This is a genomic window from Yersinia sp. 2545 StPb PI, from assembly GCF_052217125.1.
GTDB lineage: Bacteria > Pseudomonadota > Gammaproteobacteria > Enterobacterales > Enterobacteriaceae > Yersinia > Yersinia enterocolitica_E.
The window spans coordinates 1423065-1447368 of record NZ_JAZGPY010000001.1 but is presented as its reverse complement, the minus strand read 5'-3'; the positions used below and the strand labels follow the sequence as shown (position 1 = coordinate 1447368).

Sequence of the window (24304 nt, the reverse complement as noted above, 5' to 3'; positions counted from 1 at the left end):
TTAGGTCTCCCATACCCATGAGAATTTAACTGAAGCCTGTGCTTTAGCCGGTTGTTGATAGTTGATAATGAGATTTAATCGGTTGGGAAACACTATCTGAGCATTGGTACTTATTGCGGTCACCACGCCATCATCAACCAGCCAGGCCAAAGCTTCATTAGCATAGTCCTCAGCCTTTAACGCGACTTTAGTCGTGAGTTTTTCGCGGCGAAGCAACCACAAACGGGAACCTATCGGATACGCTGATCCGGTATCACCCCACCACCCTCGGCGGTCATCGCCATCGATAGCATCATCACTACGGGCCAACCGGTCCGTGAACAGGCTAATTAAAATGGCAGTCTCTAAATCATCACCCTCCAGCAAGCCACCGCCGCCGGTTTGCCAGTCGCCCAGCAATTTGTCCGGTTCCCAGACTGTTTTGATATCTGTTGTCATTCAACCACCTTGCCCGTCACTTCACTGGTTAATGTCGAACTACCACCCTGAACATTTTTAAGTTGGTGATTGTGGGTGTTATAGGCTTCGCGCAGGGTTTTCAGTGTGGTGCCATTGCTGTCTGCGTTATCGACAATATCGCCGCTAACCTCTAATAACGGCGTATTTAGCCGTACTTTTCCCGAGGCATTAATCGTCACCTCAGTCGCATTATTAACCGTGACCGGCTGGCCATTGGCTTCAATAATAATGCCTGTTTCAGTTAACTTGACGTATTGCCCCCATTGCGAATAAATCACCGTTTCACCCGTATTGAGTCCGGTGTGGCGAAAAGACTGATGATTTGAGCCAATAATAACTGCGCTTGATCGGTCACCTCCCAGAAAACCAATAACAACATCAGTATTAGCGGGAAGCCCCGATGAAAAACCAAATTCAGCCAATCTCGGCGTATCATCACGCACTTCAAGCGGTGTTTGATATTGGACTGTTTGAACGGTGCCACCATCATTGCTGCCCGTGACGCGCCCTACCCCGATCATCATTTTTATTTGGCGGTATAATTTGGCGAATTGCCCTGATTCACTCATCGTTGGTTTAACTCCATAAGATTTGAATAAAACTGATAAGGTTGGACGGTAAAGGCTTCCGGGGGCATCAGGACCATTTGCGCAGCAGTGCCGTGATCGTCTTTGAGGTAGGTCACCTCCGATTGCAGCCAGAGTTCATCCTTTAAACCAAAAATAGGTAAATCAATGGGGATCAGCGTGTTAGGTTCCCACAATTTTCCGTCTTTATCCCGCCAACTATCAACAGTCACCAGCAGCTCTTTAGAGCGTCCATAACGGCGGTTCATTTCCCAATCAATACATTGCTGAGCCAGTTTTAGGGCTTTCATGGTACTTTCAACAATGATAATGCGGTTGCGATAACGCATTTTGGCCGCTTCTGGATCGCGGCTCCGGGCTAACGTAACTGAACCGTATCCCGCATCCTGAACCTGCTCCTGAAGTTGGCTCACCGACATCGATACACCGATGTAATCAGAAAATCGTTGGTCCATTCCTGAGTTATACGCAGCGTCTTCTATATTGATGCCCTGCGCGACACCGCTGGCCGCTTTTCGCGTCCCCACCCGAGTCAGATAGAGGTTCCCATCTGGCAGGTCGTAATACAGCAATGCCGCCCAGCGGGTGATGCGGTCAATGATTTCCTGAGAGGATTCACCCCAGTTCAATGTAAATTGGGGGACAATATCCAAGTCGGTCACATCAGTCGTCACCGTAATGCCGTAGGGCTGCGCCAATCGTTGGGCTATTTGTAGCGCTGTTGATTGGCTGATCACATTGTTTGACCACTCTGCGGAGCAATCAACCAAGTCCTGGCACTTGCTCCGCCCTGTCGCCCTCACTTCGCGGCGGTTACGGCTGATCATCGGTGCCCAACGGTCTATGTAGCCTGTCAGAACAACATCATCACCTAAATTAACCACGCAAGGAGCACCTGGATTAACCCACTGCTGGTTATCACTCCCCGGATAAAGATCCATCAATGACAGACTGAAGTCACTGGGTAACCGCTCTATACTGCGAGTGACCCGAACATTGTCCCAACCGGTGATTAATTTATTACCAATGCGCAATGTCAGATCATCACTCATGAGTTCAGCGCCTTAAATCGGACTGGCATAAATGCCGGGTGAATGGGATTAGCCATTTTCACCAGCGCGTCACCTCGCCGCGCATCCTGATATAGCCGATTGGCAAGATTAAGCGCGGGTAGTGATCGGTTAAAATTGACGGTATCAACGCGAGACAGGTTCGCTCCGGTCTGCTGCAACAGCGTGACGATTGAACCGCGCAAATCGTTTAGTGCCTGGTATACCTCGTCATTACCCCTGTCAGCCGCAGAAAGCGCCGCACCGTCTACGACATCACAGACTCGCGTCAATATATCGACCGCATCGTCATAGCTTTCAGGTTGATATTGCGAAGCAGCAAACACCATCGCACCGGCGCACAACACAATAATGAGTTGGTAGCTGGCGGCTGCGGTATTGCTGTCACTGGGGTTAGGTCGAAAAGTGTTGTCATCAACTTCCGTTAATTCTTGCATCATGCGGATTAAATCAAGGGTGCTGGCTCCGCTGGCCAAGATGGCATTCACGACAGCAAGAACAGCGTTGGCATGTTCCTCTACTGTCGCAGCCTCTTTCAATGCATCGCTAGCAGCAACAAGTGAGGCCCGCCCCTCGACTGAAACAGCCATTTTTTGAGCTACCAGCGCGGACAGGTTCGTTGTGTCACTCTGCGTACTAACGGATGCCGTAGCCCCCGATACGCTGCCGCCTACGGTACCGTGGTTGTAACGGCCATAACGATCACGCCCAAGGGTTGAACGGAGGACATTGCCGAGATTTGTCGCCTCACTGGTGGTTGAATTCACCATGTTTACCCAGAATGCTGCTGTACTTTTTAGTGTTCTGATAGTTTGAGTGACGGAACGGATCTCACCTTTGACCGTAGCAATAAAGGTCGCGACGGACTTGGTGGCCAGACCGAACCATGACGACTGAATAGACGAAACGGCATCTGCTGAACTGGTAACAGAAAATACCCGTAAGCCCGACTCAATAATGGTTAGCGTAAATTCAAAAACGCGCCCTGACTCAGCCCCTTCACTCAGACGAAGACCACTTTCAGGAATACTGACCGTCATTTCACCCAGCGTTGGGTGTACTAATGTTCCCGCATCCGGCATTTCACAGGCAGCAATCAGTGAATCACGCTGGGTCATGACGTCAGGCGCGTTATAAAGGCCACTACTCTGAATAAGAAAACCACGGATAGTCAGGCGGCGAGTCGCTCGCCCCAAGTCTTCAATCCACGCAGTATCGCGATAAGGATATTCATGAATGGCCTGGCGACGGCCAAAAACACCCTCAGCAGTCAATACAGCAAAAGGAACACCACGAAAAGAGGCAGGGTGCAGGTGTTCAGACCATTGCCAACTATCACCACCAGTACCTAATAAATCAGAAAGTGCATTGCTGATCAGTGACATTTGACTCCCTCCATAAATGGAAAAACCCGCACAATGGCGGGTTCACAATAAGGTGACTACATTTTTGAATTACTAGGCTGAGATTCAATACTTTAGTAGCCAGCTTACCATTAGGTCAGGTTGACCACTCTGATGATTTATTATAATTTATTGATATTTATAATAATTCCAGTCAGATAGTTCGTTTTTAGCTTCAGCATCACCCAATAGCGATCTAAGAATTTTTATCTCAACCACTCTCGATGAAGCTTCACAATTAATTGGGGCGTCGTGAACTTTCGATTTAAATCCGTCGATAGAGTACTTACTGGATAACCCTAAAATAAATGCCTTTCCGTCTTTATCAACAGAGTTTCCTTTTTCATAAAATGAGATGGTTGTTTTTATTTTCTCATCCAGCTTATGAAGCTCTGAAGCCATTGCTTCATCTCTATCTTCTCCATTAATAAGTCTTTTTAAATAAGAATTACCATAGTTGCAACCAAGCCCCCAGATGCCCGCAGCACTTCTAGCCGCCACTATTTCAACAGGTTCTGCTAACAAAGGAAAAGACATGAACATAGCCAACAGTAAAATATGTTTCAATCGAATCTCCAACCAGTTTAACTAAGCTATTAATAGTACATTTAGAAGATGTCAGGTATACAATTAAATTAACCCGAGTAATTCATTGATGTTGATATTTTAGCCCCTTTTTGGGTAGCTATTTTGTGACGTTCACCTGTCTTATCATTAATCAGCGTAATTTCAATTTCTGACTTATCTCCACCAATACCTTGGGTGATATCATTAATGTCTCTCCCACTTTGCTGGGATGCATTTATGGATGTTGGCGGTAGCGCGTTGATATCAGAGGTGCCGGTATTTAACTCGCCTGGTTGGGGATGAATAGCGGGTAACCCCGGCATAATCTTCTGGAGATAGTTACGCGTTTCAGCAGGGGCTTTTCCCAACCCATGCTTTTTGACATTCCCCTGCCCCCAGTTATAGGACGCAACGGCTTGATTAACATCACCATCAAAATCTTTTAGTAGGCCGGCCAAATACTTAGCCGCCGCCTCACTGGACTTATTAAAGTCCATGCGATCTTCACGCGTATTTAATCCGTAGTCTCTGCCTGTCGCTGGCATAAATTGGAATGGCCCCTCAGCACCTTTGGGTGATATTAGATTTTTACCTCGGTTAGATTCATTCAGGTAGACCCGATCAAGCAAGGTTGAAGGGAGGTTATACTGTGACTCTAACTGTTTTAGTCTCACTTGCTGCTGATCTTCGCCGGGGAGTATGTAGGGTGATTTAACGGGAGCGACGTTTTTTTGCTTCTCTATCTCAAGCCGTTTCTTTTCCTGCGCTTCCCAATCCGCACCGTACTGATCATTTAATTTTTGGGTAAAATCCTTATCTGGATATCCAAACGTTAAGTAGGCTTTCTCTTTAAACGATAATGTCTCTTTGAATTTATCGTCTACTCGCGCCCGATGAAGAATATCTTTCTGTTTATCACCATGTGCAAACGAGTTTCCGCTATCATTCTCGCGCATCCTCATATCATGAAGTTGGGTCGCAGCACTTCCCTTGACCATATATTCATCCGGCAACAGTTTTTTGGCGGCCCATATCTTTCCCTTGACCATCAAACCATCAATTGCCGCGCTGGCCTCCTTGAGCTGAGCATTCAATTCAACCAGTTGCGCATTAACTTTTGGATCAACCGTTAAGCCCAAACTATCCGATTTGGCCAGTAACTCTTTGTACCTGGCGCCCTCTCGCATTAATGCTAAAAGGGGCGCGTTCAACCCTATGGCATCCGCCAGCGTTTTTTGCGTCTGAGGCGATAGTTTAGGGAATATCTTGGCAACGTTATCCAGCGTTTTATAGACATCTGCCGTGCCATCTTTGAGGCGTTCAATGACGATCCCATTTTGAGCAAGCAACGCCTGTGTCGTTTCATTCCGCGCCCACAAGGGGTCATTAAACGTCTTGTACAACCCTTCTACAGATTGGCGGGCAGTATCACTATCCACCCCCAATATCTGCATCGCACCGCTAATACGGCTAAAATTGTCAACTGACATACCGGCGTTTTTGGCGGCAACATCAAGCGAATAGGCCGAATCAGCAGCCGCACTTAATCCCTGAGCGGCTTTGACGCCAAGATAGCCAACCGCGCCAAGCGCACCAAAGCTGAGCGCCTTACCGCCTATCTCACCGACCATTTTCAACGGAGGCACCAAATCACCAACAAACTGCACACCTTCACGCGCAAACTGCCCCATTCCCTTTAGACGAGCATTGAGGTCGTCAATACCTTCAACTGATCCCTGCCCCCCTAATTTAAGTCCATCACGGGTTTTATCCAGATCAGGAATGAGATTTTTAACGGCCTCTTCGATACGCTGAATGGAGGCCGACGCCTGATCTGTCGCGGTCAGTTCAAAATCAAATGCATTACCCATTTTTCCCCGCCTTCATCTTGTTAATTCTGACCGCCTGCTGATACCACCACTGTAATCGGCTATAGGTCAGGGACCAGGCATCTGCTGGCCCCCACCCATAGTAATAGGTCACATCTGCTAGTTCGTTACCCCATTCTCCACCTGGGGGGAGTAGGCTAAAAAACCCATCATGTAGACCTCACAGGCTTTATAGTCGGTAAAAGCCATCTTTTTGATGGCTTCACGCGGTACATTCGACACCAGCGAAATAAGCAGTCCCATCGCACTGAGTGCACCAGATTTAGCCTGTTCGTCATAAAACTGCTGAACCTGAATCAATATCGGCTCACTGAGTTCGATAGCCTCATAGGTGGTTTTAGTGGCTTCATGAGAAATAGGCTTAACGAGGGGGATTGTTTTAGTGCGTTCTAATTCAGACATCTTAGTTCTCCGTCACCGATACCGAACCACCTTCCCAGCGAATATCAGCAGTCGCCTCGGTACTATCCACTTCTTGGGTATTTACCGACCACAGACCACTGCCGATAATCGTTTTGCCATTGGCCAGTTCACAGACAATATTGACATTGGTCTGGTCGTTAAAATCGCTGATCGACGTGCCGCCACTGTCGCGGATTTGGCAGGAAATAAACGGGGCGCTAAAGGTTTCTTTATAACCATGCACCCCATCCATACCCGTCAGGGTTTCACGCTTGAATTTTGAGGGGCTGTATTTAAATTGCCCCGCAACCATGATGGTCAGGCCGTCAACGGTGACATAAGCTGTTCCCGCGAGGCGATTGGATGTATCACCCATGATAATGAATCCTTATGCTGATGCCTGGAGGCGGAATTGGTTGAGAACAGCGAAGATACGCAACTGATTGATCAGGACACCGGTCCACAGCACATCAACTCTATTCGGGTTACTGGCGCTTTTTTCGACCTTCAATCCCTTGGCAAACCCTTTGGCATCCTGCACATAGCCGTTAAATTCCAACGTCTGGTACTGGGCAATCAATTCAGCGCGGATCACGTTCGGGGTGATAATCGCCGAGCCGGGTGCAAAACGAGTGCCATCGGCCGCCAGCTTCATACGGGCGAATTTCGACGTTACCTGGGTACGCAGGAATCGAGTGACAAACATCAGCAGGAATAAGGTCTCAATCTGCAAATAGCTGTCATCTTCCGCGCCATATTTGTTCTTTTGGTAGGTGGTGATGATGTTTTCTACCTGTACCGTGCCATCGTCGGCGGCAGTGACCGTGGATATCCCGCTGTGCAGCAGGTTATTACGCTCGGTCAGGGTAAAGCGGCTGGCCAGTGGGGGAGCCAGTACACCACTGATTGCCAACGTTTGTAGCGGGCGTCCGGGGTCGTTACGCAGACTTTGCGCAATAGCACCAACATAAGCCGCTGACCAGATATAACTCGGTGTTGGCGAACCATTTACCCCCAACAGAGAAGCATGCTGATCATTACGCAATTCACCTGCGGCTGCCAGTTGGCCATAAGTCCCCGATTGAGCAGCGAAGCTGTGACCGTACAACTGCTCTGCGTAGCTCCAGCGACCGGTACTGTCTGACAGAAACTCTTTGATTTTATTCAACGAAGCCGTATCCGTGTACGGATTGATAATGAAATCAAAGGTTCGATCCTGCAAATTAGCCAGGGCATCATCCAGTTCAGGTGCGCCCGCGCCACCCGCCATGGGTGTAAATGTCAGTACCAGGCTATCTGGCGTTGTTTCGCCACCGGCGCTACCCAAATAGTTCAGCCGTAAATCAAGGGTGTTACCGTGTGTGCCTTTGTTTTTGGCGGTGAGTGTGATCACCGCATCTACAGCCGCTGCCGTGACCGGTAGAGATGCAGTCGTATTGATTGCGGCCGTTAAAGCAGTGGCAACCGCAGCAACTTCATCCGTTGCCACGACTGCAACCTGTACGCGAATACCGGCGATATACAAAGAGATAACACCGGTCGCGGATGCCTGAGTGGTAACTGTGATTTTACCTGTTGCAGCAACCATTGCGGTAGCATCACTCAACGGCAAAATGTAGATCTCACCGGCAGTGTCATTAGCCAGATAAGCCGCCATCTGACCATGCAACATTGAACCTGCGCCGCATTGTCCCGCGACGGTGGCCACTGAGGAAACCAGTACGGGCATATCTGCCGGTAAAGTCCCCTCGTCCAGCATCTGCCCCATAATTAGCGTACGCTGCGTCGTTGTTGCCGTATTCGCCTGTGAGTTATCAAACTCAGCGAAGAAAAGCGGTGTCCGAAGATTGCTCGGAATATTAGTAAAAGGAATAGTCATTATTTGGTTTTCTCCGCTTTGGTTGCTTCTGGCGCAGGTTTAGCCTCTTTAGGCTGTTCGCGCACCACATCACCGTCGTTTAAGCGACGACGCCAAAATGAATTATCGGGAACCTCAGCGCCAGATTCAGGCAAAAAGGTGCCCTTAACCGGGTCGCGTACAGTGCGACCGGCTACGGGTTTAACATGCATGGGATTTACTCCGAAAGGTCTATTGAAACCACAGGTTCGGTGGTGCCGTCTGGCATGGCCATAGTGATATCGATACCCAGCAGCGGGTCACCCACGATGGGGTAGAAATCTTCCGGCCCTTGGTAATACTCGATATCCAGATCCATCAATAATTGAGCCAGATGACCTTCGCCCCCCGAGTCCAGATCAATGGTTGAACGCACTTTGGCAAATTGCTGTATCTGGCGAGTGAGGTCATAACTGTTTATCACCGCCCGCTCAATTTGTTCTCGCAACCGTTCGAGCGCCAGTTCTGCCTTATTCGCCCCATCATTCTCATTTTCGCCGTCAAGTTCCTGCAGCCGGCCAGTGATACGCACGGTGGTAATGGTGTTGAACTGCGGGGCGTTGCGGCCTAATGACTGTTTTTCCTCGATAAGGGTTTGCACCAAGATAACCGGATACATCTCCTCAGTGGTTGGCCAGTCACGCGGGGAGTAGACGCGGTTTCCCGCGTCAGTATTTCCGATGATGGCATCAACAACCAATTTCCTGACTTGCGCTGTATTCATGGTTTCACCCGATTAAGAATGAGTTTACTGCCGCCGTGACTGTCTGGCTGAACATCTGCTACAGCAAACAAGGTATTGACCGGTTCATTAGCAACGATGCCAATAAATACCCGGTCCCCCTGTTTAGGTGGTGAACGAAACTCACTGTCCCTAACCCCTAAAACGGGATTGGTGGTATTAATGGTGCTGCCATCATCCAGCGGGTCAATGGTGGTATAGGCCCGATCAAAGATGCCGCTGATGGTATAAGTTGGCTTACCACCAGCAGGCCGGTAATCAACCGGGTCACCAAATACCGCTTGTAGGGGTGCAAGAAGATGCTGATCCCAGTTGATACCCATCAGCCACCTCGATTTATCTTCACACCATCATCGACAGTGATTGAGGGGCCAATAGTGCTAGCCGCCTGCTGCCGTAACACTTTCACATCAGCAACCACGCCCAGGCTAATCAGTCGTTCAGCATCATCATGCGGCAAGAATAAACGGCTATTCTCCACATGAGTTTCCCCGCTATGGCGCAGAGTCTGGCCTTTTACGACAACAACCTCCAACTCGTCAGCGTCGTCAGTCGAATCATCACCCGCGAACTCGGGCGGCTTTCCGCCCAGTTCATTGATAGTCGGTTGTTGCTTTGCTGGTTTTGCCATATCACACCACCGTCGCACAGAGTGAGGCATTAACCCGGCTTGGGATCACCAACGGGGAAGATTGCATCATCAAATAACGCTGGGCGGGGTTAGGCATAACCCATGATTTAGGCGCGAACGCCAAAGGCCCATAATTAAACGCTGGGTCAAGAATGACACCAAAGGCGCGAGTACCCATTAGATCAGCACCTGACATCAATACGGCACCATCGGGGATCATCGGCTTTTCAATGCCATCAACTGGGTCAACGAACCAGTCGTTATACAACCACAAATCAAAGTTGCCCCAGCGACCTTTATAGACTGCGCCTTTATTGATTCGCGGACCGGCATCGACCTGATTACCAAACGGACTCAATGCTGGGAATGAAATAGCATTGTCCTTAATGGTGGTATCGAGACGGAACGCTTTCCATGAAGAGGTCGTAAATACCAAGTCAGTGGCCACCGCCCCAGACTCTTTCAACATCAATGTTTGCCAGTCTTCAATATCATCTGATGGCTGGGTATTTGTCGTGCCTGCGGGAACAGATAAAGGCCATTTATCTGACCCACTCAGCGTAATCGTCAAAGAACTTGAGCGGCCAAAGTCAATCTCAGCCGTTTCAAACCCTTCACCCACGACCATGATTTTTGCTTTAGTCAGTGCGCTAGCCGCCATCCATTCCAAACGACGGTTGATCATGTCAATTTGGAATGTCAAATGGTGAGGTAACCATCTGTTATTACATGAAATTAAATGATTGGTGTTGGGTTCGTATATCAAGTGGTATAGCAATATCACAGCATATATGAGATTTAACCACCCACTTGACACAGATTTTAGATAGCTAACAGAGAATTAACGCTCATTGACCGATTGTTACTTTTGACTTTTTTAAGGCAGCATTTTATTTTGCTATCAGGTGAAACAAGAGATGTAGCACCAACAACTTACCTACTTTATTTACCTATGTTTTAACCATACGATAGTTTAATTACTGATACGGATAACTAACCATATGAATTATAAGTGTCTTGTGTTTACTCTGCTCATGAGCCTACCAGCGATAGCATCAGAACCATCGCTTATCGTGTGTGAACCGCAAAATAAAAATGATCAAACTGCTACTGGTATATGGCCCGCCCCTTACTTGTCACAAAATAAACTATGTTTTGATATGCGAGTTGATTCGCGTAACGCGTGTGTTAGCAACGGGCAGACCACAACTTGGTTTGTAGAGTCTGTTATTGTTAATATCGACGGGGAGCCGCAAGGCCGACGTGATACTTGGTTCCGAGTAGCACACCCGACCATCACGGACAAAAAAATTGAGTACACGATAGAAGGATCAAGGGATAAGAAAACGTGGGGGGTAGTGTCAAATGTGTCAATTAATCGACTTTCAGGTCAAGCCGTAGATTGGCTTATTGGCGAACATGGTGGAACTACTTACAACTGCCACTTGGAAGGGCGAAAAATCTGATATCGATTGAAACCACATGAACCATTGTTTGGATGGCGGGAAGTGATGCTGTCTTTGGTGGCTATCTGCGCGACGCTGGCTTCTTCCATTGATAAGCCGGTGAGTTCATGCGCTGCCGGTGACGTTCTTCCGCTGCCAGTGTTGCCGCTACCTTGGTGCGTATATCCAGCAAATCCTTGTTGTCCAGTTCCATTCCTTGCCGTTGTGCTACCGCGATCAGCATATTCTCGATCAGTTCGTGCTTTAACATACTGATACCCTCAGTGGTCGAGATGGGCGGTTAAGCTGGATTAGTGAATTGCGTACCGCCACTCCAGTAAAAAAGCCAGCACAAGGCTGGCAACGGTTGGAGATTGTGGGTCTATGGCCCACTAGGTACGTAATTTATTCATCACTTCCGAGGACATAGAGCAACGAAGGAATAACATCGCGCATCGCTGTTTCCTCTGTTTCGTCGCTCATCAGTGTCAGTGTGTAATCCAAGCACTCATACACCACATCAGTCGCAGACAGTCCAAAGGCCCCACCCGCGATAATTTGCCCAGTTTCCCATTCTGGCGTTTCGACGATAGATAGGCGGTAACCACCAAACGTCACAGGCGGGTTGTCAGGGCCTTCGCTCAGATAGAGGCCCACCGCTTTAGCGGCTAAGGTGGCGCGTTCGTCATCGTCCATCTCAACAGCCTGACCAATACAACCGTCCAGATGTTGCCTAATTTCAGCCACACTCATTTCTACCAGCCTATTACCCGTCTTAACCTTACCCTTGGCTGCCACTGGTTTACTCTTGGCGTTCTGTGCTCGCGGGTCATGGCTATCACGATATCGCGACAGGTAGGCGTCACAGGCAATGGCATCAATTTTACTGCCGATTCGCGCGGGGAAACCTGATTTACTTTCCCATGAGTAGAGTGCCTGACGGCTCATACCGGCGTGTTTTGCATACTGGCTTACTGACATTAAATTCATTTCGCTGCTCCCGCTGCCAACCGTCAAGGTAGTGCCAACTGTCAACCCATCAGCGGCAAAGTGTCAATCAAAGTGTAAAGTGTCAACCGCTTGACACTTTTTCTGTCAACTTGACACTTTCAACCCGAAAAGTGTCAATCAAACTGTCAATCAAAAATCGCGCTAATTTCCCGCCAGACCAAGCCGTCAGAGGCATGCAACAAGTCGATAACAAGAAAGTGTCAAGTGTAAAGTGTCAATCAAATTCAAAAATTTATAGCTAGGGAAACCACACGGCGCGCAATGTCCCGTGTAATAAATGTTGCTAGGAGGGACCCATTTTTTTCTGAGGCCCATCCACTCGCCATCAACCTGCTATTCCCTGCTCACTCTGTGTTGCCACTCCATACCGTTCAGACAATGACCTGATATCTTCCTCAGTCCACGGCTCCACATGTTTCTCAAGAACCCGCTGAGCAGCAAAGAAACCAGCGTGATAGCCGTTATCGTCACTGTGGGTCATGCTGTAGGTGAATGCCTCCATATTCCGGTCCTCAGTATCTAGGCATTCCCAGCCAGCACAGACCGCAATCATCTTGCGCTTGGTGAAATTACTCAGGTGTCGTGCACTAACTTGCAACGTACCGATAGCATCTTCATGCGGTATCCGGCGCTTAATCAGACTAAGTGCCAGTATCGGATTGTTTTGAGCCTCACGACTGGAGGCTATCCAATGGGCGTTGGTATGACGGGTAACCACTACACTTGCGCTTTCCTGCTCATCTTGAGCCTGTGCAGACTGTGATAGCCGCTGTAGTCGTAACAAGCTACCACTGAGACGATTTCCGGTAGGGGCTGCTGCTTGTGGGGCTAAGTGCTGGTAACTCATGCTAATGGCTCCCGACTCGACTTAGGGGCGAGTTAACGCTGTTGGACTCATTCCGGCATCAAGACTCGCCTTAATGCTGGCAGCCTCACCGTGTGGCGCAACGATTTCACCACTGACGCGTTTTGCATCACCACGCAGCATGACACCCGTAGCCCGTAGCCGGTCATTACGGCGGGCTGTGGCATGGGCCATCTCCTGATTAAATTCTTCCTCAGCCTGTTTACGTGCCTCGACGTTGTCAGGGGTATTAGGGTCAGCCGCGTTCATGAGCTGCGTATTACGCTCAATCATGGCTTGGGTTTCATCTTCGGTCATCGGCTCTACCATCTTGGCCAGTGCCTTTATTGCACGATGTTTTGCAGCAAAATAACCATTGCTATCACCGTTCTGGGTGGAGTAAGTCAGCGCAGTCATGGCCTTTTCTTCATCGTCCTGAAACTCCCACGTCGGATCACCTTGTTCCATGAAGTTCTGAGTGAATACGGATAATGCTTCGGGTTCTTCTGCCAGCCGCTTTTTAATCTTCGATGAACTCATGTCAGTATCTTTGAGTAATCGGATTGCCAGTATCGGGCTGGCTTTCGCCTCGTCAGAAATAGCCACATTGTGTGACCGGCTGTGCTGGCTGGGTTTTGCTATGGAAACCGCCTTGGATTGCTGCTTACCAGTATCAACAATATCCGCTGAGGCATCAGCGCGACTGCCCCATAAATGACTGAAACTTTTCATCAATGAGCCTGCCTTTTTTGTCGTAGGTTGTTTTGTTGCTGTGGTTTTTCGTGAGATGCCAAGAAGGTGAGCGATGTTAGGATTTATCATTACAGGCCACCTTCTGGCTTTTCCGGCCAAACAATATCAAGGGGGCTTTCGGGATCGACACGATTCATCAGTACCAGGTAGGTTTGCCACAACACCAATGCGGCTGTTTCTTCAGGAGTCGCTAACTGGGTGCTGACAGCGGCTTGCAATGCGACAACCTGAATATAAGCCTCCGTCAATGCCTTGGCTTTGATATCCCGTGCATCTGAGGTAGTCATTGGGGCGGCTTGCCATTCCTGCGGACGGCCTGCGACCTGCACACGCATGTAGGAACGCCCGAAGCGGTCTTTTGGGGCCGCACCTGCGCCCATGTTAATGACTTGTCCGGGTTGATAAATCTGATTCATGTCTTACCCCTTCCTTAAGGTTTTAAGGGCACTATCGACCAGCCCACGGGCAACCTCATGGATGGAGGGCGTGATACCAAACTCTGAGCGTCCGCGCTCACGTTCTTGCAAATGGCGTAAGGCCTCAACCTGATCGCGGGTCAAGAGCACGGCTTGCGTGTTACTTTTACGATTCATTTTTAACCTCAACTGAGTATTTATACAGCTAAATATATTGCAATAAATGAAATGATTCAAGTAACTGTTGCAATAATAGGAATATAAAATGATTCATAAAAATATGCTGTATACACGTTTACACTAGTCAAAATAGGGCTTTCTCACTTTTGCATACACGTATACACTATTTTCTGTATACGCGTTTACACACGGCAACGTGAGTGAATTGGCACACAACCTACTTACGGTGTTTACACATGATGGATAAAAAACAAAGCAAGCTGTTTTCTTTCAGAGTGCCGGCTGAAATGGCCGGTGAGATTGATGAGGCAGTGAAGCATTCAGGAAAGGATAAATCTGCGTGGCTACTGGGAGCTGTTCTGGATAAGTTAGGCAAGCCAGATACCTCACGTTCGCCAGAGTCCCGTATGGAGGCTCTTATCAGTCAAATGGAAGGGTTGCTCAGTGGCTCCGCTGCTATACCTGCCTCACAGGTTGAACCTGAAACAGTTAAGGCCACCAGCGCAACGGTATTGACCGCAAAAGATATTATTTGCCAGATGGTCAATGAAACAGAGAGGCTTGGCATTCAGTCCAGCAATAAAGCCATTATCAATAGATTAAACGAATTGGGGATCAGGCCAGCGCGGGGAGGTATTTGGACCACCAGCACTGTTGATGGCATTAAGCGTAGGATGAAAAAGCTGACGGGTGAATAATTGAAGCAAAGACGCAAAAAGCCACTGTTGCTGATAGTGTCCTTGATTGGGTAGCGGCCAATACAGATAAAGGGGGCTTCAAGACCCCCTACCGGTTATATAACCTTTCACCATTGCTTGTTTGCATCTTTGGTTTCGTTGAGACTCATTTTATTTGCTCCAGGCGTCTTTGACCCCATCTATAATTTCGTAAACACCAGAATGTTTGCCACAAGAGACCGAATTCCCATACCAAGACATGGTAGAATCACTCGTCAAGGTCTTGACACCGCACGTTATTTTATCACCAACGCGAAGAAAATAATTTAGCGCCATATCATTCCCTATTCACCTATTTGCCAAAATCAGTTTAGTGAAATGTTCAAAAATGGTGAGTTCGGCAATTAAAAACTAAAGATGTGTTCTGTTATAGAGTAAGGGCTGCAAAGGTATGAACGCCATATTTTCCAAATATATAAAGTCAAACGTCATAAGCACCAATAGGCATGAGGACGAATGATTTACAATATTATCTAAATATTTTTTAGAACTAGCCAAAATCGCCAACCTATATCACCGAGCATGAGAACAGATGATAAAAATATACCTAAACATAGAAAAGCACTGCAATATAGAAATTGCGGTGGGGATATCACAGACCAGCAACCAATTATTAGTGACAGTGCATACCAAACAGCCACAACAAATATTTTGTTGAGTAACACACGATAATGCCCACTTTCTTGCATGCTTTTAAGTAACTGACTGCCAGTGACAGATGCAAGGATAGCGAGGCCTGCAATCAAAAAACCTAATAATGTGGCTGATACTTGAGCTGCAACACTTGCAGCAGCACGAATGGCACTATCATCAAGCTCTCTGAACCACCCTTTATACCAGGTGACTGTAGTTAGCATGCATGAAAGAACAATACAAATTTTAATAAAGTACTTCATGCAACCTCCTGAAAGTTAGTTATCTTGAAAGTTGGCATTGAGGTGTTGCTGTTTTTGATCTTTAACGTTACGAATTTCATTATAGATATCAATGGAATTTATGACTCCACCGTCACTAACTGGCACCTCTATTCTATCATGTATACGCTCAGCGAATAAATCTATTGGTTCGTCAATCCCTGAAACTTTTACCTTTAATCTTTTGGTATATTCGGATTTCATTAGTTGCCGAATTTTTGTTTGTGCTTTTTTTAATAACCCGCCGTTTCTAGACTTCACCCCTATTTTTGCTGTAAAGGTCGAGGCTCCAACCTCTTTAAGCATTTCGAAGGACTCTTGAGTCCATGTATCTTCTGGCTTAAGTTTATATTCCTTATTAGTAGGTTTAGCGACCGAGAACTCTACATTCCTAATTAAACCCTTTTTAAATACGGCATCCAAAGACTCTTTGGTCAAAATATCGTCAAAGGTTATAGTTTCTTTTAGATCTATTATAAATGTGAGGTAATGCGCTAAAGCTGAGATGACACCGCCCTCTCTTGAACACTGATAGCCTAAAATTTCTACATCACTTTGTTCTTTAAAAATAATGAAGTGATTTTTTTCAATAAACTCCTTCCCTTTTGCAAGTTCAAGATATTCTTCAGCAAGAGTTAGTTTGCTGCCGACTGCTGGCTTATCTATGCGAAATCTTACCAAATACGCAGAAAATGACTTGCCATCAACTGACTTGGTTATCCCTCTCATCTGATAAGCCGTATCGCCAGCTTGCATAACATTTAACGGTTTTCTTTTTTTGGATAATGTTGTGAACAAATCGAATAAATTACCTGCTTTACCATCAGCGCCGTAACGTGCCTTATAAAACCTTACAGTGTATTTTTTAGTTCTGGCGGTCATTTCGTTTTCTACCATTGTTTGAGGTTGCGGTGTTTTCGAATGTTTTCGTAACAAAAAGTAAATCAGTTAAAAATTTTAATCAATAAATATGGTAGGGAAGATAGCAATAGCCTAGGTTAGTAAATAACCTAATCTATGTGGGAATCCTTGTGTGGCGAGGGTTTCAGTAATTTAACAGTTGATTATGGATTTGAGTGGGTAGTTTTTTTGTATATATAAACAAAAGTGGGTCGGGTAAGTCGGGTAGTCGGGTAAATTCGCGTAACCTTTTAATTAACATGATAATTAATTTTAAAATCTACCCGACTTTGGCCGTTTTCAAGGTCGGGTAGATTGCCAGCCAGAGAAACATTTTACTGAACTCTGTGCAGCATTTTTACTATTTGAACAATCGAATAGACCAACAGCAACTCTGCCGATACCAGCGCGTAAATGACATAACTCCACTTGGCCCATATGGATTTAAAGAAAATAGTTGCATGAGATTGGATGCGGCTAATAACAAAAACAATCACAGCGAGCATAGAGGGAGCGACAAGCAGTGTAAGCCCCCACAATCCAGTCGCCAGACCGCTTTTAACGATATAAGCCAGTGGAATGGCAAAGAGAAACGTTAAAGTGGCATTACCCAACAGTATGTCTTTAATCGTATTTTCAATGAGCTTTTGTGTATCTTCTTTCATTACGTTATGTTCCTTGAGCCATGAGTTTTTGTATATATAATCAAAAGGGTGTTGTCTCTGTTGTCTTTGTTGTCTCACTGCCCTGCAAGCCGTGCCACGTCTGAGTTTTACTGAGACAACATTGACGAGTTTGTGTTGTCTCACAGACCCTTTGTGTTGTCTCACGGCCAGCCAGATAAAAAATAGCCATGTAGTGGTGTTGTCTCAAAACAGCCAATTGTTGTCTCAGCGTTGTCTCGTTTTCTAAAAAATAATCCTTATAAAACAATTAACCTTACAAATTGAGACAACAAAGACAACAAAGACAACAAAGACAACACCTAAACTACGCATGTGAGAAAAATATTATTCTTCTGGCTGGCTGCCTTCCTCCGTCATGAAGTTGAGCACATAAACGCGTATCTGCCTGCCATCTTCTCGGACACGCCCTTGGTAACCTCTGCCGCTTGTGGGCGGCGTAAGCATTCCGGCAGCCTTCAAGACTTCTGCAAATTGCTTCGCGTTAAATCCTTTTGCTATCTCCTGCTCAAAAGTTGCCGGGAAAGTGTAGAAAACAATTGGGTCGCTTTCATGTCCACCTTTCTTTCTGTATCCGGCGAGGTCACGAATCGGTAAATCTCGCGGATCATAACCTATCGGCGCGTAGCGGCTCAGGCCATATGCATTCAAAAATGCCTCGGTTTGCTCGATTATCTGCAAGTGCTCTTTGTTGCCCGTACCGAATTCACGCACCCAGGCGTTATAGCTATGCTGAACGGCATCCCGGCACGCCTGCGCATCCCAACCGGTGATAACTGAGCCTAAAACTAATGCGGCCTCGAGTATGGCAAACCGACCGGCCACGCGGTGAACCTGTTCGCCGTAATCTGCGGGGATGAGCGACCGCCAGCGGCTTTCTGCTTCTCTCACTGCTTCAATGGCGTGCTGCTGATGACCTGCCAACCACTTCACCCACTCCCTGCCTGCTACGCCGTGATGCTGCTGATAGGCGTCTTTTAGCGCGTCAGCGTGCTGCTTCCCGTTCTGGTAGTCGTGGAACCTCACGGCTTTGCTCAGCGGAATATTAAGCAGGCGTACTAATTGCCCGGCCTTGGCTTTCCGCCCGGCGCTGGCGATGAAGGTTTCCATATCCATCTCGCCGGTACTGATCGCTATCGTGCGCCAGCGCTTTAAGTCACGGTTGCCGCCTTCTTTCGCGCCTTGCAGTTTCCCGACGCCGTTAAACAACGCATAGGCCGATTTATAGACCTCTACGGGATCAGCCCCTTGCCCAATCTCATCCAGTGGCATCAGTGCGTCATTGTGTGCAGCGGCTTCATTAGCCAGACCTAGCGCGGTGCCATACCATGTCAGGCGCAATAAATCGGGATTTCCGTACAGACTGCTAGCCACATTCGCAGTGGTAGTCTTGCCTGCACTAGACTGTTCGTAAAAGTGAAGGCCGAACCCGTCAGCACCAACCAGCCCAATAAGTGGTGCCGCCAGTGCTGCGCCGATCCCGGTCATCATTGAATAGTTACCACCGGCTAATCTTGCCACGCTGCCGCGCCAGCTCTCAGCCGTGCCTTTATTGACATAGCCCGTCGCTGCTGAACTTCGCCCATCAAACAGTACTGGCATGTCTGGCATCCCGATGATTTCCCCGTCAGGCATGATGTATGCCCCACATTGCCAGCCTGTAGCGTGCGCAACGCGCCACAACTCACACGAGCCGGTACGTTGTATCCAGTCTGCTAGCGTAGCTCTCAGTGCCGTTCTGGTCGTGATATTCATACCACCCGCTTTAAGCATCCGCCAGCCTTCACGCTCTCCGATATCTGCCAGCGGGATAGCCTGTGTGGTTTCGCATTTCGCCCCTGGAGCGAGCCAGCGCAAAATTAGAAATTGGTCTTTGTCGTCACGCCCGATCCCGACAACATCCATTGGCGAACATAGCCATGATTCGTTATTGATGATTTCACCGCTGTCCTTATCAACCTTGGGTGTTATCCAGAAAACGCCGTCTTTGCGACTTACAACGTGAGGTTTAAGCGGATCAGCACCTTGATGGTCTTTTTTACCGCCTTCGATCGCCGTGAGTTGAACGGACATACCCGCCCCCTTTGGTTGATACAGTGATTCGGTAAAAGCGCATGTAGCGGCTTCTGTGCCGTTCTGTTGGCGGTAGTCGTCCCAGTCGGCTTTATGGTTGATGGGCGGCAACGCAACCCAGCCAGAAACGGAAATAGCGGCTTTTTCAGCGGAGATGGCGCCAACATTCTGCTTAGGTTTGCCTTTTTCGTCACATTCTCCCGGTTCGTGCCAGTCGTTATCTGCTGCTATGATGATTTTTGCTTGTGGCCACTTTGCCCGGCAGACCTTGGCGACGTGGATCAGGTTGCCTTCGTCCAGTGCGGCCAGCACTACCCCATCATCCAGTAACGAAACGGTAACGCCGGTTGCATAACCCTCGGCGATCAACACCGTTACAGGCTGCTTATCCTCTGTTGGCGATTGGAGCCTTACCGGAATAAAAGAACCTTTTTTTGTGGTACCCGCTAATAACCGTTTTGAACCGTCAGCCTTGATCACCTGTGCGCCGGTTGTAGTGCCGTCCATCGTTTGCAGTACCAGCAACAGAGAGCCGTCACTGAGCAAGGCATTGGAGGGGCTTGGAAGGCCCTTATTGAGAAGGTATTGAGATTTACCCGATACCGTTTTAGCCACCAGCGCTGCCACCTTGTCAGCGATTGCGATATTGGATTGAGGCTTCTCTCTGGCTGGCTTCGGTTCTGGTAAGGGTAGCACCATCACACCCGCGACCATTTCCGCCGCTGAACGGGCGTCACACTGGTTAACCTTCATCACTAAATCCAGCCCGGTACCCGCGCCACAGTGTGAGCAATGGTAGGTTCCTCGACCCTCCCGATCATCAAATCGATAACGGGTTTTACCGCCACAGCTTGGACACTCACCCTCGCTACGATTGGTTGGAATATCCAGACGTTGGAAAATAGCTTCCCAGTGGCCTTTGGCTTTGCTGCGAACGTCATTAACGAATGTCATTTTTGTACAGCCTCCCGTTCGAGCAAATGAACCGCCACAGGCCCGGCGAGATCCAGTGCTAACCCGATTAACTCTTTTTCGTCAGTAATATCTAAATCAACATTGGATTCGAACATCAGCAGCAAGAGAGCGTTTAATTGACCAGCTTTATGAGTAGCAACATCCAGAGGTACGGACTCGTTGGTTTTCATAGCTACGCTCTCCCGGTAAAAGTGAATTCAGCAACGAAACGCGCCAGAGGCATGATGCAAGGTGCCGGATATCCATCACGGCTAAAGGTGACCCGGTTAAACGCCACGGACCGTACAGTGACAAGTAAGCCGTGATTGTCTTTGTAGCGGTCATTAGGCAGCGGTTCGCGCATAGTTCACCTCCGTAGCTTTTTGAAGGTGTGTGTAACGGTCAACTAAAACCGGACACGGATTTAGGCACATTGCTGTAGTCGGCGTTCATATTCATCCGGCGATATATTTCCCAGCCGATAATGCCGCCTTTTCAGATTATAAAAACTGTCAATATAATCGATAACATCAGCGATACCCTGACTTCGGGTTTCATAACGACGATAGTTAACCCTCTCAGCTTTCAGGCTGCGGAAAAACCTTTCCGTAACAGCATTATCCAGGCAGTTACCTTTTCGGCTCATGCTACCTGTAACATCCAGCTCCTGCTGGCAGCATTGGAACTGCGCGCTGGTATATTGCGACCCTTGATCGCTATGGAACACCACAGACCCTGTGGGTCGTCGTTTATTGACCGCCAGCCTTAAGGCCCGGACAGTCAAGTCGCTGTCCGGTTTATCTGAGAAGGCCCAACTCACTATTTTTCTTGAACATAAGTCCATCACGATAGCCAGATATAACCAGCCCTGAGCGGTACGCAGATAGGTAATATCACCTGACCACCAGGTATTCAATGTCTCTGGATTAAACTGCCGGTTCAACAGATTAGCGGCCACGACAGCGGGTTTTCCACCGCGTGGATAGCGATGACGCCCGGGCCGTTTAGCTACCAGTAATAAGTTTTTCATTATCTGCCGAACGCGGTATCTGCCCACGTTAAAACCTTGTTCCCGTAACTCGATGCACATGCGCCGGCTGCCATATGTGGCATCCATTTCAGCGTGAACATGCTTAGCCGCCGCGTGCAACATCAGAACATCGGGCTTGATCATTAGCCGACGACTACGGGCATAAAATACGCTGCGCGTGAGCGATAAGCAGCGGCATACCTGTTGGATATTTGCACCGACCTTCTTCAGTTTCACCGCGACTTTTTGTCGTTGTTCATTTCCATGGCGAAGAAGGCCGAAGCCTTTTTTAACAGGTCATTGTCGCTCTGCAACTGCCGTACCTGCTTTTCAAGTTCTTGTATTCGCCGTTGTTCCGGTGTTATAGCACTGGCTATCGGTGTATTTCCGCGGATCTCTCCGCGATACTGCCTTAGCCAGCGTTGTAAGGTTGAAAGGCCAATATTCATTGTTTCAGCGGCCTGAGTCACCGGGTACTTATGTTGAAGAACCAGATTGATGCACTCTTGTTTAAACTCATGAGTAAATGATTTTTTTCGCATTCTCACCTCGTTAGTGTTGCTCATTATATCTCTAACAAAGTGTCCGGAATGATTAGACCACTACACCCCCCCTTAATTATGAAAGGTTCATCAATGGCCTTATCTATCTCACTGAGCCAAGACATCGCGCTATTGAGATATTCCTCGGCTCTTCTTACGGCGGTATGAGTCCGGCCAATTTGATCTGACGGGACGGGTCTGGTGTCAGCAAAATCACTGCCTAATGAGGTACGAGTAATGCGATCAGACAATGCAGTAACCGTCAGAAGCAGCTTCAATGATAATTCTTCAGTTCGAATTGCCCGAGACTGTAAATCAGACAATTGGCCCGGTAAGCAATCAAGCGCCGTAAAAGCACTCCCAACAGCTTCAGCTAATTCAATGGCGCGCTGTTCTATATCGCCTTGCTTATACAGAATGGGATAGGGTCGCTTTCCTGTTAACTCACTGGCCAATAACTGCTGTAGCGTTTCCTGAGCAACGTTTAAGCATGTAGCCTGAAGCACCGTGCCACCTGTTTCACATGTTATTTGTGCATTCTTAATTGTGCCGTTATTCACTGTGATACCTCATCTATTTAGCCGTATTCAACGCCTGCTCGATTGCCAGGCTTAACGCGCCAGGCATCAAAGCCTGTGCCATCGCATTCGCCCGGTCGAAGTATCCAAGCGTTGGTTTAACTGCCAATGCGTCACCAAACTGAATCAGCAGCTTAGGTGCTCTTTGTTTCTCTCTGGCGCGATGCACCCCGTTAGGAGAGCGCTTCTGACGCTTCTTAACCTTTTTGCTTTTCTTCCCTTTCTTACGCTGGAAGAAACCACTAACGCCATTCACCTCACCTACAAACACATTTTCTTTAGCTTTAAGCTGCTGCGTTTTGTTACGGGCTAAGTTGCCGAACTTATTCAACTTAATGTTCTTAGGGTTAAGTAGCGCCTGACCATTAAGCTTGTGCTGTCCGCCGAACTCGAACGGTTCGAGATAGCTCGCAGCAATATCCCGCACAAACACTTTGGCCTGTAATCGGTCTTTGCGGGCACCAAACGAGCCGACAGAATTAACGGTGAAAGGTGTCGGATTATCCAGATTGCGCTGCATACCCACCTTCTGAGCGGCTGCAATCTGGCGAGCAACACTTGTTAGTGCCTGAGCAGCAGCAAAAGGGAGCTGTTTTTTAATCTGCTGGAGCTGATTAGATAAATCCTTAAGAGTTGCCATGGTCTATCCCTAAATAGAAAAACCACCGACTTATAAGGCCAGTGGCTTAGGTTGTGCATTATATCAATCAAATCACCAACGTTTTGTTATCAATTGGTTTACTAAACAATTGATATATTAAAATTGTATGTAACCAAAAGCCCAGCTTATCTTTACCTATACACGGAGTTTTTATGAGTTTGTCTACTTTATTAAAATGCCTCTGTCATTCTTCAAAGTCATTGCTTTTGTATCCCACCGCGCTAATAAGAATCACTCTTGGTCTATTCTTCTTTTCTTCTGGTTTCAACAAAATCACAGTCTTAGAAAATAGACAGTTAATGATAGAGACAATGATTCATGCTGGATTACCTTACCCTGAAATAATGGCTACATTTGTTGCATCAACTGAATTAATCGTTGGTCTTTTTCTTGCTCTAGGCCTTCTTTCTCGGCTATCTGGCTTATTATTATTAGTAATCAGTATGGTGGCATTGATTACTGTCGGTTTGTCCCAGATACCTACAGGTATAAATCTTATAACTTGGTATAGTTGGCTACTGTATTTGCCTGAAAGTTCTTATATTTTGTTCCTTATCCTTTTAATTACCCAAGGTGGCGGGCCTTTCTCAGTCGATAAACTCATATATAACAAATTAACCAACAAAATTTATTAGCGCTATAGCGTAACGATGTTTCTATTTTTTAACTAAGTAAAATGCCACCAACCTGTTAATGCTCAGGGTGATCGGTGGGCAACAGGTGGTAGCATTGCTTATGTGTATTGTCGCAACCACTCATTGAATGGCTACTGCAATACAGGCCGTATCTCCGGCTGTCACATCGCTTCTTCCACCACGGCTGATGTTGCCGCCAATGCCCTGACTATCACGGAGGGGGTTGGTTATTATTGATTCCGCCTGTACGCTCAATGGACAAGGAGCTACGTCAGTGCTAGTACAGGCAGGCAGCGATAAC

Annotated in this window: 31 protein-coding genes and 1 pseudogene; 2 read left to right on the top strand and 30 right to left on the bottom strand. The window is 47.6% G+C overall.

From position 1 onward, the window contains the following. From V1955_RS06595 to V1955_RS06500, 20 genes and pseudogenes are all read right to left on the bottom strand, one after another. Positions 1-438: a phage GP46 family protein gene (locus V1955_RS06595; protein ID WP_442820686.1), complete on the bottom strand. Its 438-nt coding sequence runs from the start codon at positions 436-438 to the stop codon at positions 1-3. Beyond that, positions 435-1028 carry a phage baseplate assembly protein domain-containing protein gene (locus V1955_RS06590; RefSeq protein ID WP_420072310.1) on the bottom strand — a complete coding sequence of 198 codons (594 nt, stop codon included), beginning with the start codon at positions 1026-1028 and terminating at the stop codon, positions 435-437. Before V1955_RS06590 ends, V1955_RS06595 begins: the two co-directional genes overlap by 4 nt. Continuing rightward, positions 1025-2098 (bottom strand): phage baseplate assembly protein, encoded by a 1074-nt coding sequence (locus V1955_RS06585; protein ID WP_442820685.1) that lies wholly within the window; start codon positions 2096-2098, stop codon positions 1025-1027. The genes V1955_RS06590 and V1955_RS06585 overlap by 4 nt, the downstream gene beginning before the upstream one ends. Further along, the gene (locus V1955_RS06580; protein WP_420072312.1) at positions 2095-3501 is read right to left on the bottom strand and encodes a DNA circularization protein; all 1407 of its coding nucleotides are present in this window, start codon (positions 3499-3501) and stop codon (positions 2095-2097) included. The genes V1955_RS06585 and V1955_RS06580 overlap by 4 nt, the downstream gene beginning before the upstream one ends. Before the next feature lie 147 nt (positions 3502-3648). Next, the gene (locus V1955_RS06575) at positions 3649-4086 is read right to left on the bottom strand and encodes a hypothetical protein (protein ID WP_442820684.1); all 438 of its coding nucleotides are present in this window, start codon (positions 4084-4086) and stop codon (positions 3649-3651) included. Between the two features lie 68 nt (positions 4087-4154). Continuing rightward, positions 4155-5957, bottom strand: coding sequence for a lytic transglycosylase domain-containing protein (locus V1955_RS06570; protein WP_442820683.1), 1803 nt, complete (start codon positions 5955-5957; stop codon positions 4155-4157). 117 nt (positions 5958-6074) lie between these two features. Next, the gene (locus V1955_RS06565; RefSeq protein ID WP_080608340.1) at positions 6075-6377 is read right to left on the bottom strand and encodes a phage tail assembly protein; all 303 of its coding nucleotides are present in this window, start codon (positions 6375-6377) and stop codon (positions 6075-6077) included. A gap of 1 nt (position 6378) precedes the next feature. Further along, positions 6379-6753 carry a phage tail tube protein gene (locus tag V1955_RS06560; protein ID WP_442820682.1) on the bottom strand — a complete coding sequence of 125 codons (375 nt, stop codon included), beginning with the start codon at positions 6751-6753 and terminating at the stop codon, positions 6379-6381. Between the two features lie 12 nt (positions 6754-6765). Beyond that, positions 6766-8256: a phage tail sheath subtilisin-like domain-containing protein gene (locus V1955_RS06555; protein WP_442820681.1), complete on the bottom strand. Its 1491-nt coding sequence runs from the start codon at positions 8254-8256 to the stop codon at positions 6766-6768. Continuing rightward, positions 8256-8447: a DUF2635 domain-containing protein gene (locus tag V1955_RS06550; protein ID WP_145931972.1), complete on the bottom strand. Its 192-nt coding sequence runs from the start codon at positions 8445-8447 to the stop codon at positions 8256-8258. The genes V1955_RS06555 and V1955_RS06550 overlap by 1 nt, the downstream gene beginning before the upstream one ends. A gap of 5 nt (positions 8448-8452) precedes the next feature. Beyond that, positions 8453-8998, bottom strand: coding sequence for an ATP-binding protein (locus tag V1955_RS06545; protein ID WP_442820680.1), 546 nt, complete (start codon positions 8996-8998; stop codon positions 8453-8455). Beyond that, positions 8995-9339 carry a head-tail joining protein gene (locus tag V1955_RS06540; protein ID WP_050134623.1) on the bottom strand — a complete coding sequence of 115 codons (345 nt, stop codon included), beginning with the start codon at positions 9337-9339 and terminating at the stop codon, positions 8995-8997. Before V1955_RS06540 ends, V1955_RS06545 begins: the two co-directional genes overlap by 4 nt. Next, the gene (locus V1955_RS06535) at positions 9339-9647 is read right to left on the bottom strand and encodes a hypothetical protein (protein ID WP_442820679.1); all 309 of its coding nucleotides are present in this window, start codon (positions 9645-9647) and stop codon (positions 9339-9341) included. The genes V1955_RS06540 and V1955_RS06535 overlap by 1 nt, the downstream gene beginning before the upstream one ends. Before the next feature lies 1 nt (position 9648). Then, positions 9649-10362, bottom strand: a pseudogene (locus tag V1955_RS06530) (major capsid protein); the annotation flags it as partial. An 812-nt stretch (positions 10363-11174) separates the two neighbouring features. Beyond that, the gene (locus V1955_RS06525) at positions 11175-11363 is read right to left on the bottom strand and encodes a hypothetical protein (RefSeq protein ID WP_427191612.1); all 189 of its coding nucleotides are present in this window, start codon (positions 11361-11363) and stop codon (positions 11175-11177) included. 134 nt (positions 11364-11497) lie between these two features. After that, the gene (locus V1955_RS06520) at positions 11498-12082 is read right to left on the bottom strand and encodes a hypothetical protein (RefSeq protein WP_427191611.1); all 585 of its coding nucleotides are present in this window, start codon (positions 12080-12082) and stop codon (positions 11498-11500) included. A 346-nt stretch (positions 12083-12428) separates the two neighbouring features. Next, entirely contained in the window at positions 12429-12950 is a 522-nt protein-coding gene (locus V1955_RS06515) for a hypothetical protein (RefSeq protein WP_442820678.1), read from the bottom strand. Between the two features lie 21 nt (positions 12951-12971). Continuing rightward, positions 12972-13679 carry a hypothetical protein gene (locus V1955_RS06510; protein ID WP_442820677.1) on the bottom strand — a complete coding sequence of 236 codons (708 nt, stop codon included), beginning with the start codon at positions 13677-13679 and terminating at the stop codon, positions 12972-12974. 89 nt (positions 13680-13768) lie between these two features. After that, positions 13769-14116, bottom strand: coding sequence for a tail fiber assembly protein (locus V1955_RS06505; protein ID WP_442820676.1), 348 nt, complete (start codon positions 14114-14116; stop codon positions 13769-13771). A 3-nt stretch (positions 14117-14119) separates the two neighbouring features. Continuing rightward, a complete protein-coding gene (locus tag V1955_RS06500; protein WP_049615254.1) occupies positions 14120-14293 on the bottom strand; it encodes a hypothetical protein in 174 nt (57 codons plus the stop codon). 239 nt (positions 14294-14532) lie between these two features. Between V1955_RS06500 and V1955_RS06495 the strand changes: the two genes are divergently transcribed. Beyond that, a complete protein-coding gene (locus tag V1955_RS06495; protein WP_442820675.1) occupies positions 14533-14994 on the top strand; it encodes a hypothetical protein in 462 nt (153 codons plus the stop codon). 512 nt (positions 14995-15506) lie between these two features. Here the strand turns inward: V1955_RS06495 and V1955_RS06490 are convergent. From V1955_RS06490 to V1955_RS06445, 10 genes are all read right to left on the bottom strand, one after another. Further along, the gene (locus tag V1955_RS06490; RefSeq protein WP_427259501.1) at positions 15507-15929 is read right to left on the bottom strand and encodes a hypothetical protein; all 423 of its coding nucleotides are present in this window, start codon (positions 15927-15929) and stop codon (positions 15507-15509) included. 15 nt (positions 15930-15944) lie between these two features. Beyond that, entirely contained in the window at positions 15945-16829 is an 885-nt protein-coding gene (locus V1955_RS06485) for a DUF6731 family protein (protein ID WP_442820674.1), read from the bottom strand. A 353-nt stretch (positions 16830-17182) separates the two neighbouring features. Beyond that, positions 17183-17512, bottom strand: a complete 330-nt coding sequence (locus V1955_RS06480) for a hypothetical protein (RefSeq protein WP_427259499.1) — start codon at positions 17510-17512, stop codon at positions 17183-17185. Positions 17513-17857: 345 nt separating this feature from the next. Next, a complete protein-coding gene (locus tag V1955_RS06475) occupies positions 17858-20557 on the bottom strand; it encodes a DUF927 domain-containing protein (protein WP_442820673.1) in 2700 nt (899 codons plus the stop codon). Beyond that, positions 20554-20748, bottom strand: a complete 195-nt coding sequence (locus V1955_RS06470; RefSeq protein WP_120011528.1) for a hypothetical protein — start codon at positions 20746-20748, stop codon at positions 20554-20556. Before V1955_RS06470 ends, V1955_RS06475 begins: the two co-directional genes overlap by 4 nt. A 2-nt stretch (positions 20749-20750) precedes the next feature. Further along, a complete protein-coding gene (locus V1955_RS06465) occupies positions 20751-20921 on the bottom strand; it encodes a DUF4222 domain-containing protein (RefSeq protein WP_442820672.1) in 171 nt (56 codons plus the stop codon). Positions 20922-20981: 60 nt separating this feature from the next. Next, a complete protein-coding gene (locus tag V1955_RS06460) occupies positions 20982-21824 on the bottom strand; it encodes an IS3 family transposase (RefSeq protein WP_342222724.1) in 843 nt (280 codons plus the stop codon). After that, positions 21821-22129: a transposase gene (locus tag V1955_RS06455; RefSeq protein WP_050136220.1), complete on the bottom strand. Its 309-nt coding sequence runs from the start codon at positions 22127-22129 to the stop codon at positions 21821-21823. Before V1955_RS06455 ends, V1955_RS06460 begins: the two co-directional genes overlap by 4 nt. Positions 22130-22152: 23 nt before the next feature. Continuing rightward, positions 22153-22689 (bottom strand): hypothetical protein, encoded by a 537-nt coding sequence (locus tag V1955_RS06450; protein ID WP_442820671.1) that lies wholly within the window; start codon positions 22687-22689, stop codon positions 22153-22155. Positions 22690-22702: 13 nt separating this feature from the next. Next, positions 22703-23347 (bottom strand): hypothetical protein, encoded by a 645-nt coding sequence (locus tag V1955_RS06445; protein WP_442820670.1) that lies wholly within the window; start codon positions 23345-23347, stop codon positions 22703-22705. Between the two features lie 173 nt (positions 23348-23520). On the opposite strand from V1955_RS06445, the gene V1955_RS06440 reads away from it, so the two are divergent. Further along, positions 23521-24003: a DoxX family protein gene (locus V1955_RS06440; RefSeq protein ID WP_420072079.1), complete on the top strand. Its 483-nt coding sequence runs from the start codon at positions 23521-23523 to the stop codon at positions 24001-24003. The last annotated feature ends 301 nt before the right edge of the window (positions 24004-24304 follow it).

What these genes read in the sequence shown, in the direction of transcription:
- V1955_RS06445 (WP_442820670.1), bottom strand. Translation starts at nt 23,347, where the DNA reads ATGGCAACTCTTAAGGATTTATCTAATCAGCTCCAGCAGATTAAAAAA.
- V1955_RS06440 (WP_420072079.1), top strand. Translation starts at nt 23,521, where the DNA reads ATGAGTTTGTCTACTTTATTAAAATGCCTCTGTCATTCTTCAAAGTCA.
- V1955_RS06465 (WP_442820672.1), bottom strand. Translation starts at nt 20,921, where the DNA reads ATGCGCGAACCGCTGCCTAATGACCGCTACAAAGACAATCACGGCTTA.
- V1955_RS06475 (WP_442820673.1), bottom strand. Translation starts at nt 20,557, where the DNA reads ATGACATTCGTTAATGACGTTCGCAGCAAAGCCAAAGGCCACTGGGAA.
- V1955_RS06550 (WP_145931972.1), bottom strand. Translation starts at nt 8,447, where the DNA reads ATGCATGTTAAACCCGTAGCCGGTCGCACTGTACGCGACCCGGTTAAG.
- V1955_RS06485 (WP_442820674.1), bottom strand. Translation starts at nt 16,829, where the DNA reads ATGACCGCCAGAACTAAAAAATACACTGTAAGGTTTTATAAGGCACGT.
- V1955_RS06480 (WP_427259499.1), bottom strand. Translation starts at nt 17,512, where the DNA reads ATGAAAGAAGATACACAAAAGCTCATTGAAAATACGATTAAAGACATA.
- V1955_RS06515 (WP_442820678.1), bottom strand. Translation starts at nt 12,950, where the DNA reads ATGAGTTACCAGCACTTAGCCCCACAAGCAGCAGCCCCTACCGGAAAT.
- V1955_RS06510 (WP_442820677.1), bottom strand. Translation starts at nt 13,679, where the DNA reads ATGAAAAGTTTCAGTCATTTATGGGGCAGTCGCGCTGATGCCTCAGCG.
- V1955_RS06455 (WP_050136220.1), bottom strand. Translation starts at nt 22,129, where the DNA reads ATGCGAAAAAAATCATTTACTCATGAGTTTAAACAAGAGTGCATCAAT.
- V1955_RS06570 (WP_442820683.1), bottom strand. Translation starts at nt 5,957, where the DNA reads ATGGGTAATGCATTTGATTTTGAACTGACCGCGACAGATCAGGCGTCG.
- V1955_RS06500 (WP_049615254.1), bottom strand. Translation starts at nt 14,293, where the DNA reads ATGAATCGTAAAAGTAACACGCAAGCCGTGCTCTTGACCCGCGATCAG.
- V1955_RS06590 (WP_420072310.1), bottom strand. Translation starts at nt 1,028, where the DNA reads ATGAGTGAATCAGGGCAATTCGCCAAATTATACCGCCAAATAAAAATG.
- V1955_RS06520 (WP_427191611.1), bottom strand. Translation starts at nt 12,082, where the DNA reads ATGAATTTAATGTCAGTAAGCCAGTATGCAAAACACGCCGGTATGAGC.
- V1955_RS06585 (WP_442820685.1), bottom strand. Translation starts at nt 2,098, where the DNA reads ATGAGTGATGATCTGACATTGCGCATTGGTAATAAATTAATCACCGGT.
- V1955_RS06470 (WP_120011528.1), bottom strand. Translation starts at nt 20,748, where the DNA reads ATGAAAACCAACGAGTCCGTACCTCTGGATGTTGCTACTCATAAAGCT.
- V1955_RS06540 (WP_050134623.1), bottom strand. Translation starts at nt 9,339, where the DNA reads ATGGGTATCAACTGGGATCAGCATCTTCTTGCACCCCTACAAGCGGTA.
- V1955_RS06525 (WP_427191612.1), bottom strand. Translation starts at nt 11,363, where the DNA reads ATGTTAAAGCACGAACTGATCGAGAATATGCTGATCGCGGTAGCACAA.
- V1955_RS06595 (WP_442820686.1), bottom strand. Translation starts at nt 438, where the DNA reads ATGACAACAGATATCAAAACAGTCTGGGAACCGGACAAATTGCTGGGC.
- V1955_RS06555 (WP_442820681.1), bottom strand. Translation starts at nt 8,256, where the DNA reads ATGACTATTCCTTTTACTAATATTCCGAGCAATCTTCGGACACCGCTT.
- V1955_RS06545 (WP_442820680.1), bottom strand. Translation starts at nt 8,998, where the DNA reads ATGAATACAGCGCAAGTCAGGAAATTGGTTGTTGATGCCATCATCGGA.
- V1955_RS06535 (WP_442820679.1), bottom strand. Translation starts at nt 9,647, where the DNA reads ATGGCAAAACCAGCAAAGCAACAACCGACTATCAATGAACTGGGCGGA.
- V1955_RS06580 (WP_420072312.1), bottom strand. Translation starts at nt 3,501, where the DNA reads ATGTCACTGATCAGCAATGCACTTTCTGATTTATTAGGTACTGGTGGT.
- V1955_RS06495 (WP_442820675.1), top strand. Translation starts at nt 14,533, where the DNA reads ATGATGGATAAAAAACAAAGCAAGCTGTTTTCTTTCAGAGTGCCGGCT.
- V1955_RS06490 (WP_427259501.1), bottom strand. Translation starts at nt 15,929, where the DNA reads ATGAAGTACTTTATTAAAATTTGTATTGTTCTTTCATGCATGCTAACT.
- V1955_RS06505 (WP_442820676.1), bottom strand. Translation starts at nt 14,116, where the DNA reads ATGAATCAGATTTATCAACCCGGACAAGTCATTAACATGGGCGCAGGT.
- V1955_RS06565 (WP_080608340.1), bottom strand. Translation starts at nt 6,377, where the DNA reads ATGTCTGAATTAGAACGCACTAAAACAATCCCCCTCGTTAAGCCTATT.
- V1955_RS06560 (WP_442820682.1), bottom strand. Translation starts at nt 6,753, where the DNA reads ATGGGTGATACATCCAATCGCCTCGCGGGAACAGCTTATGTCACCGTT.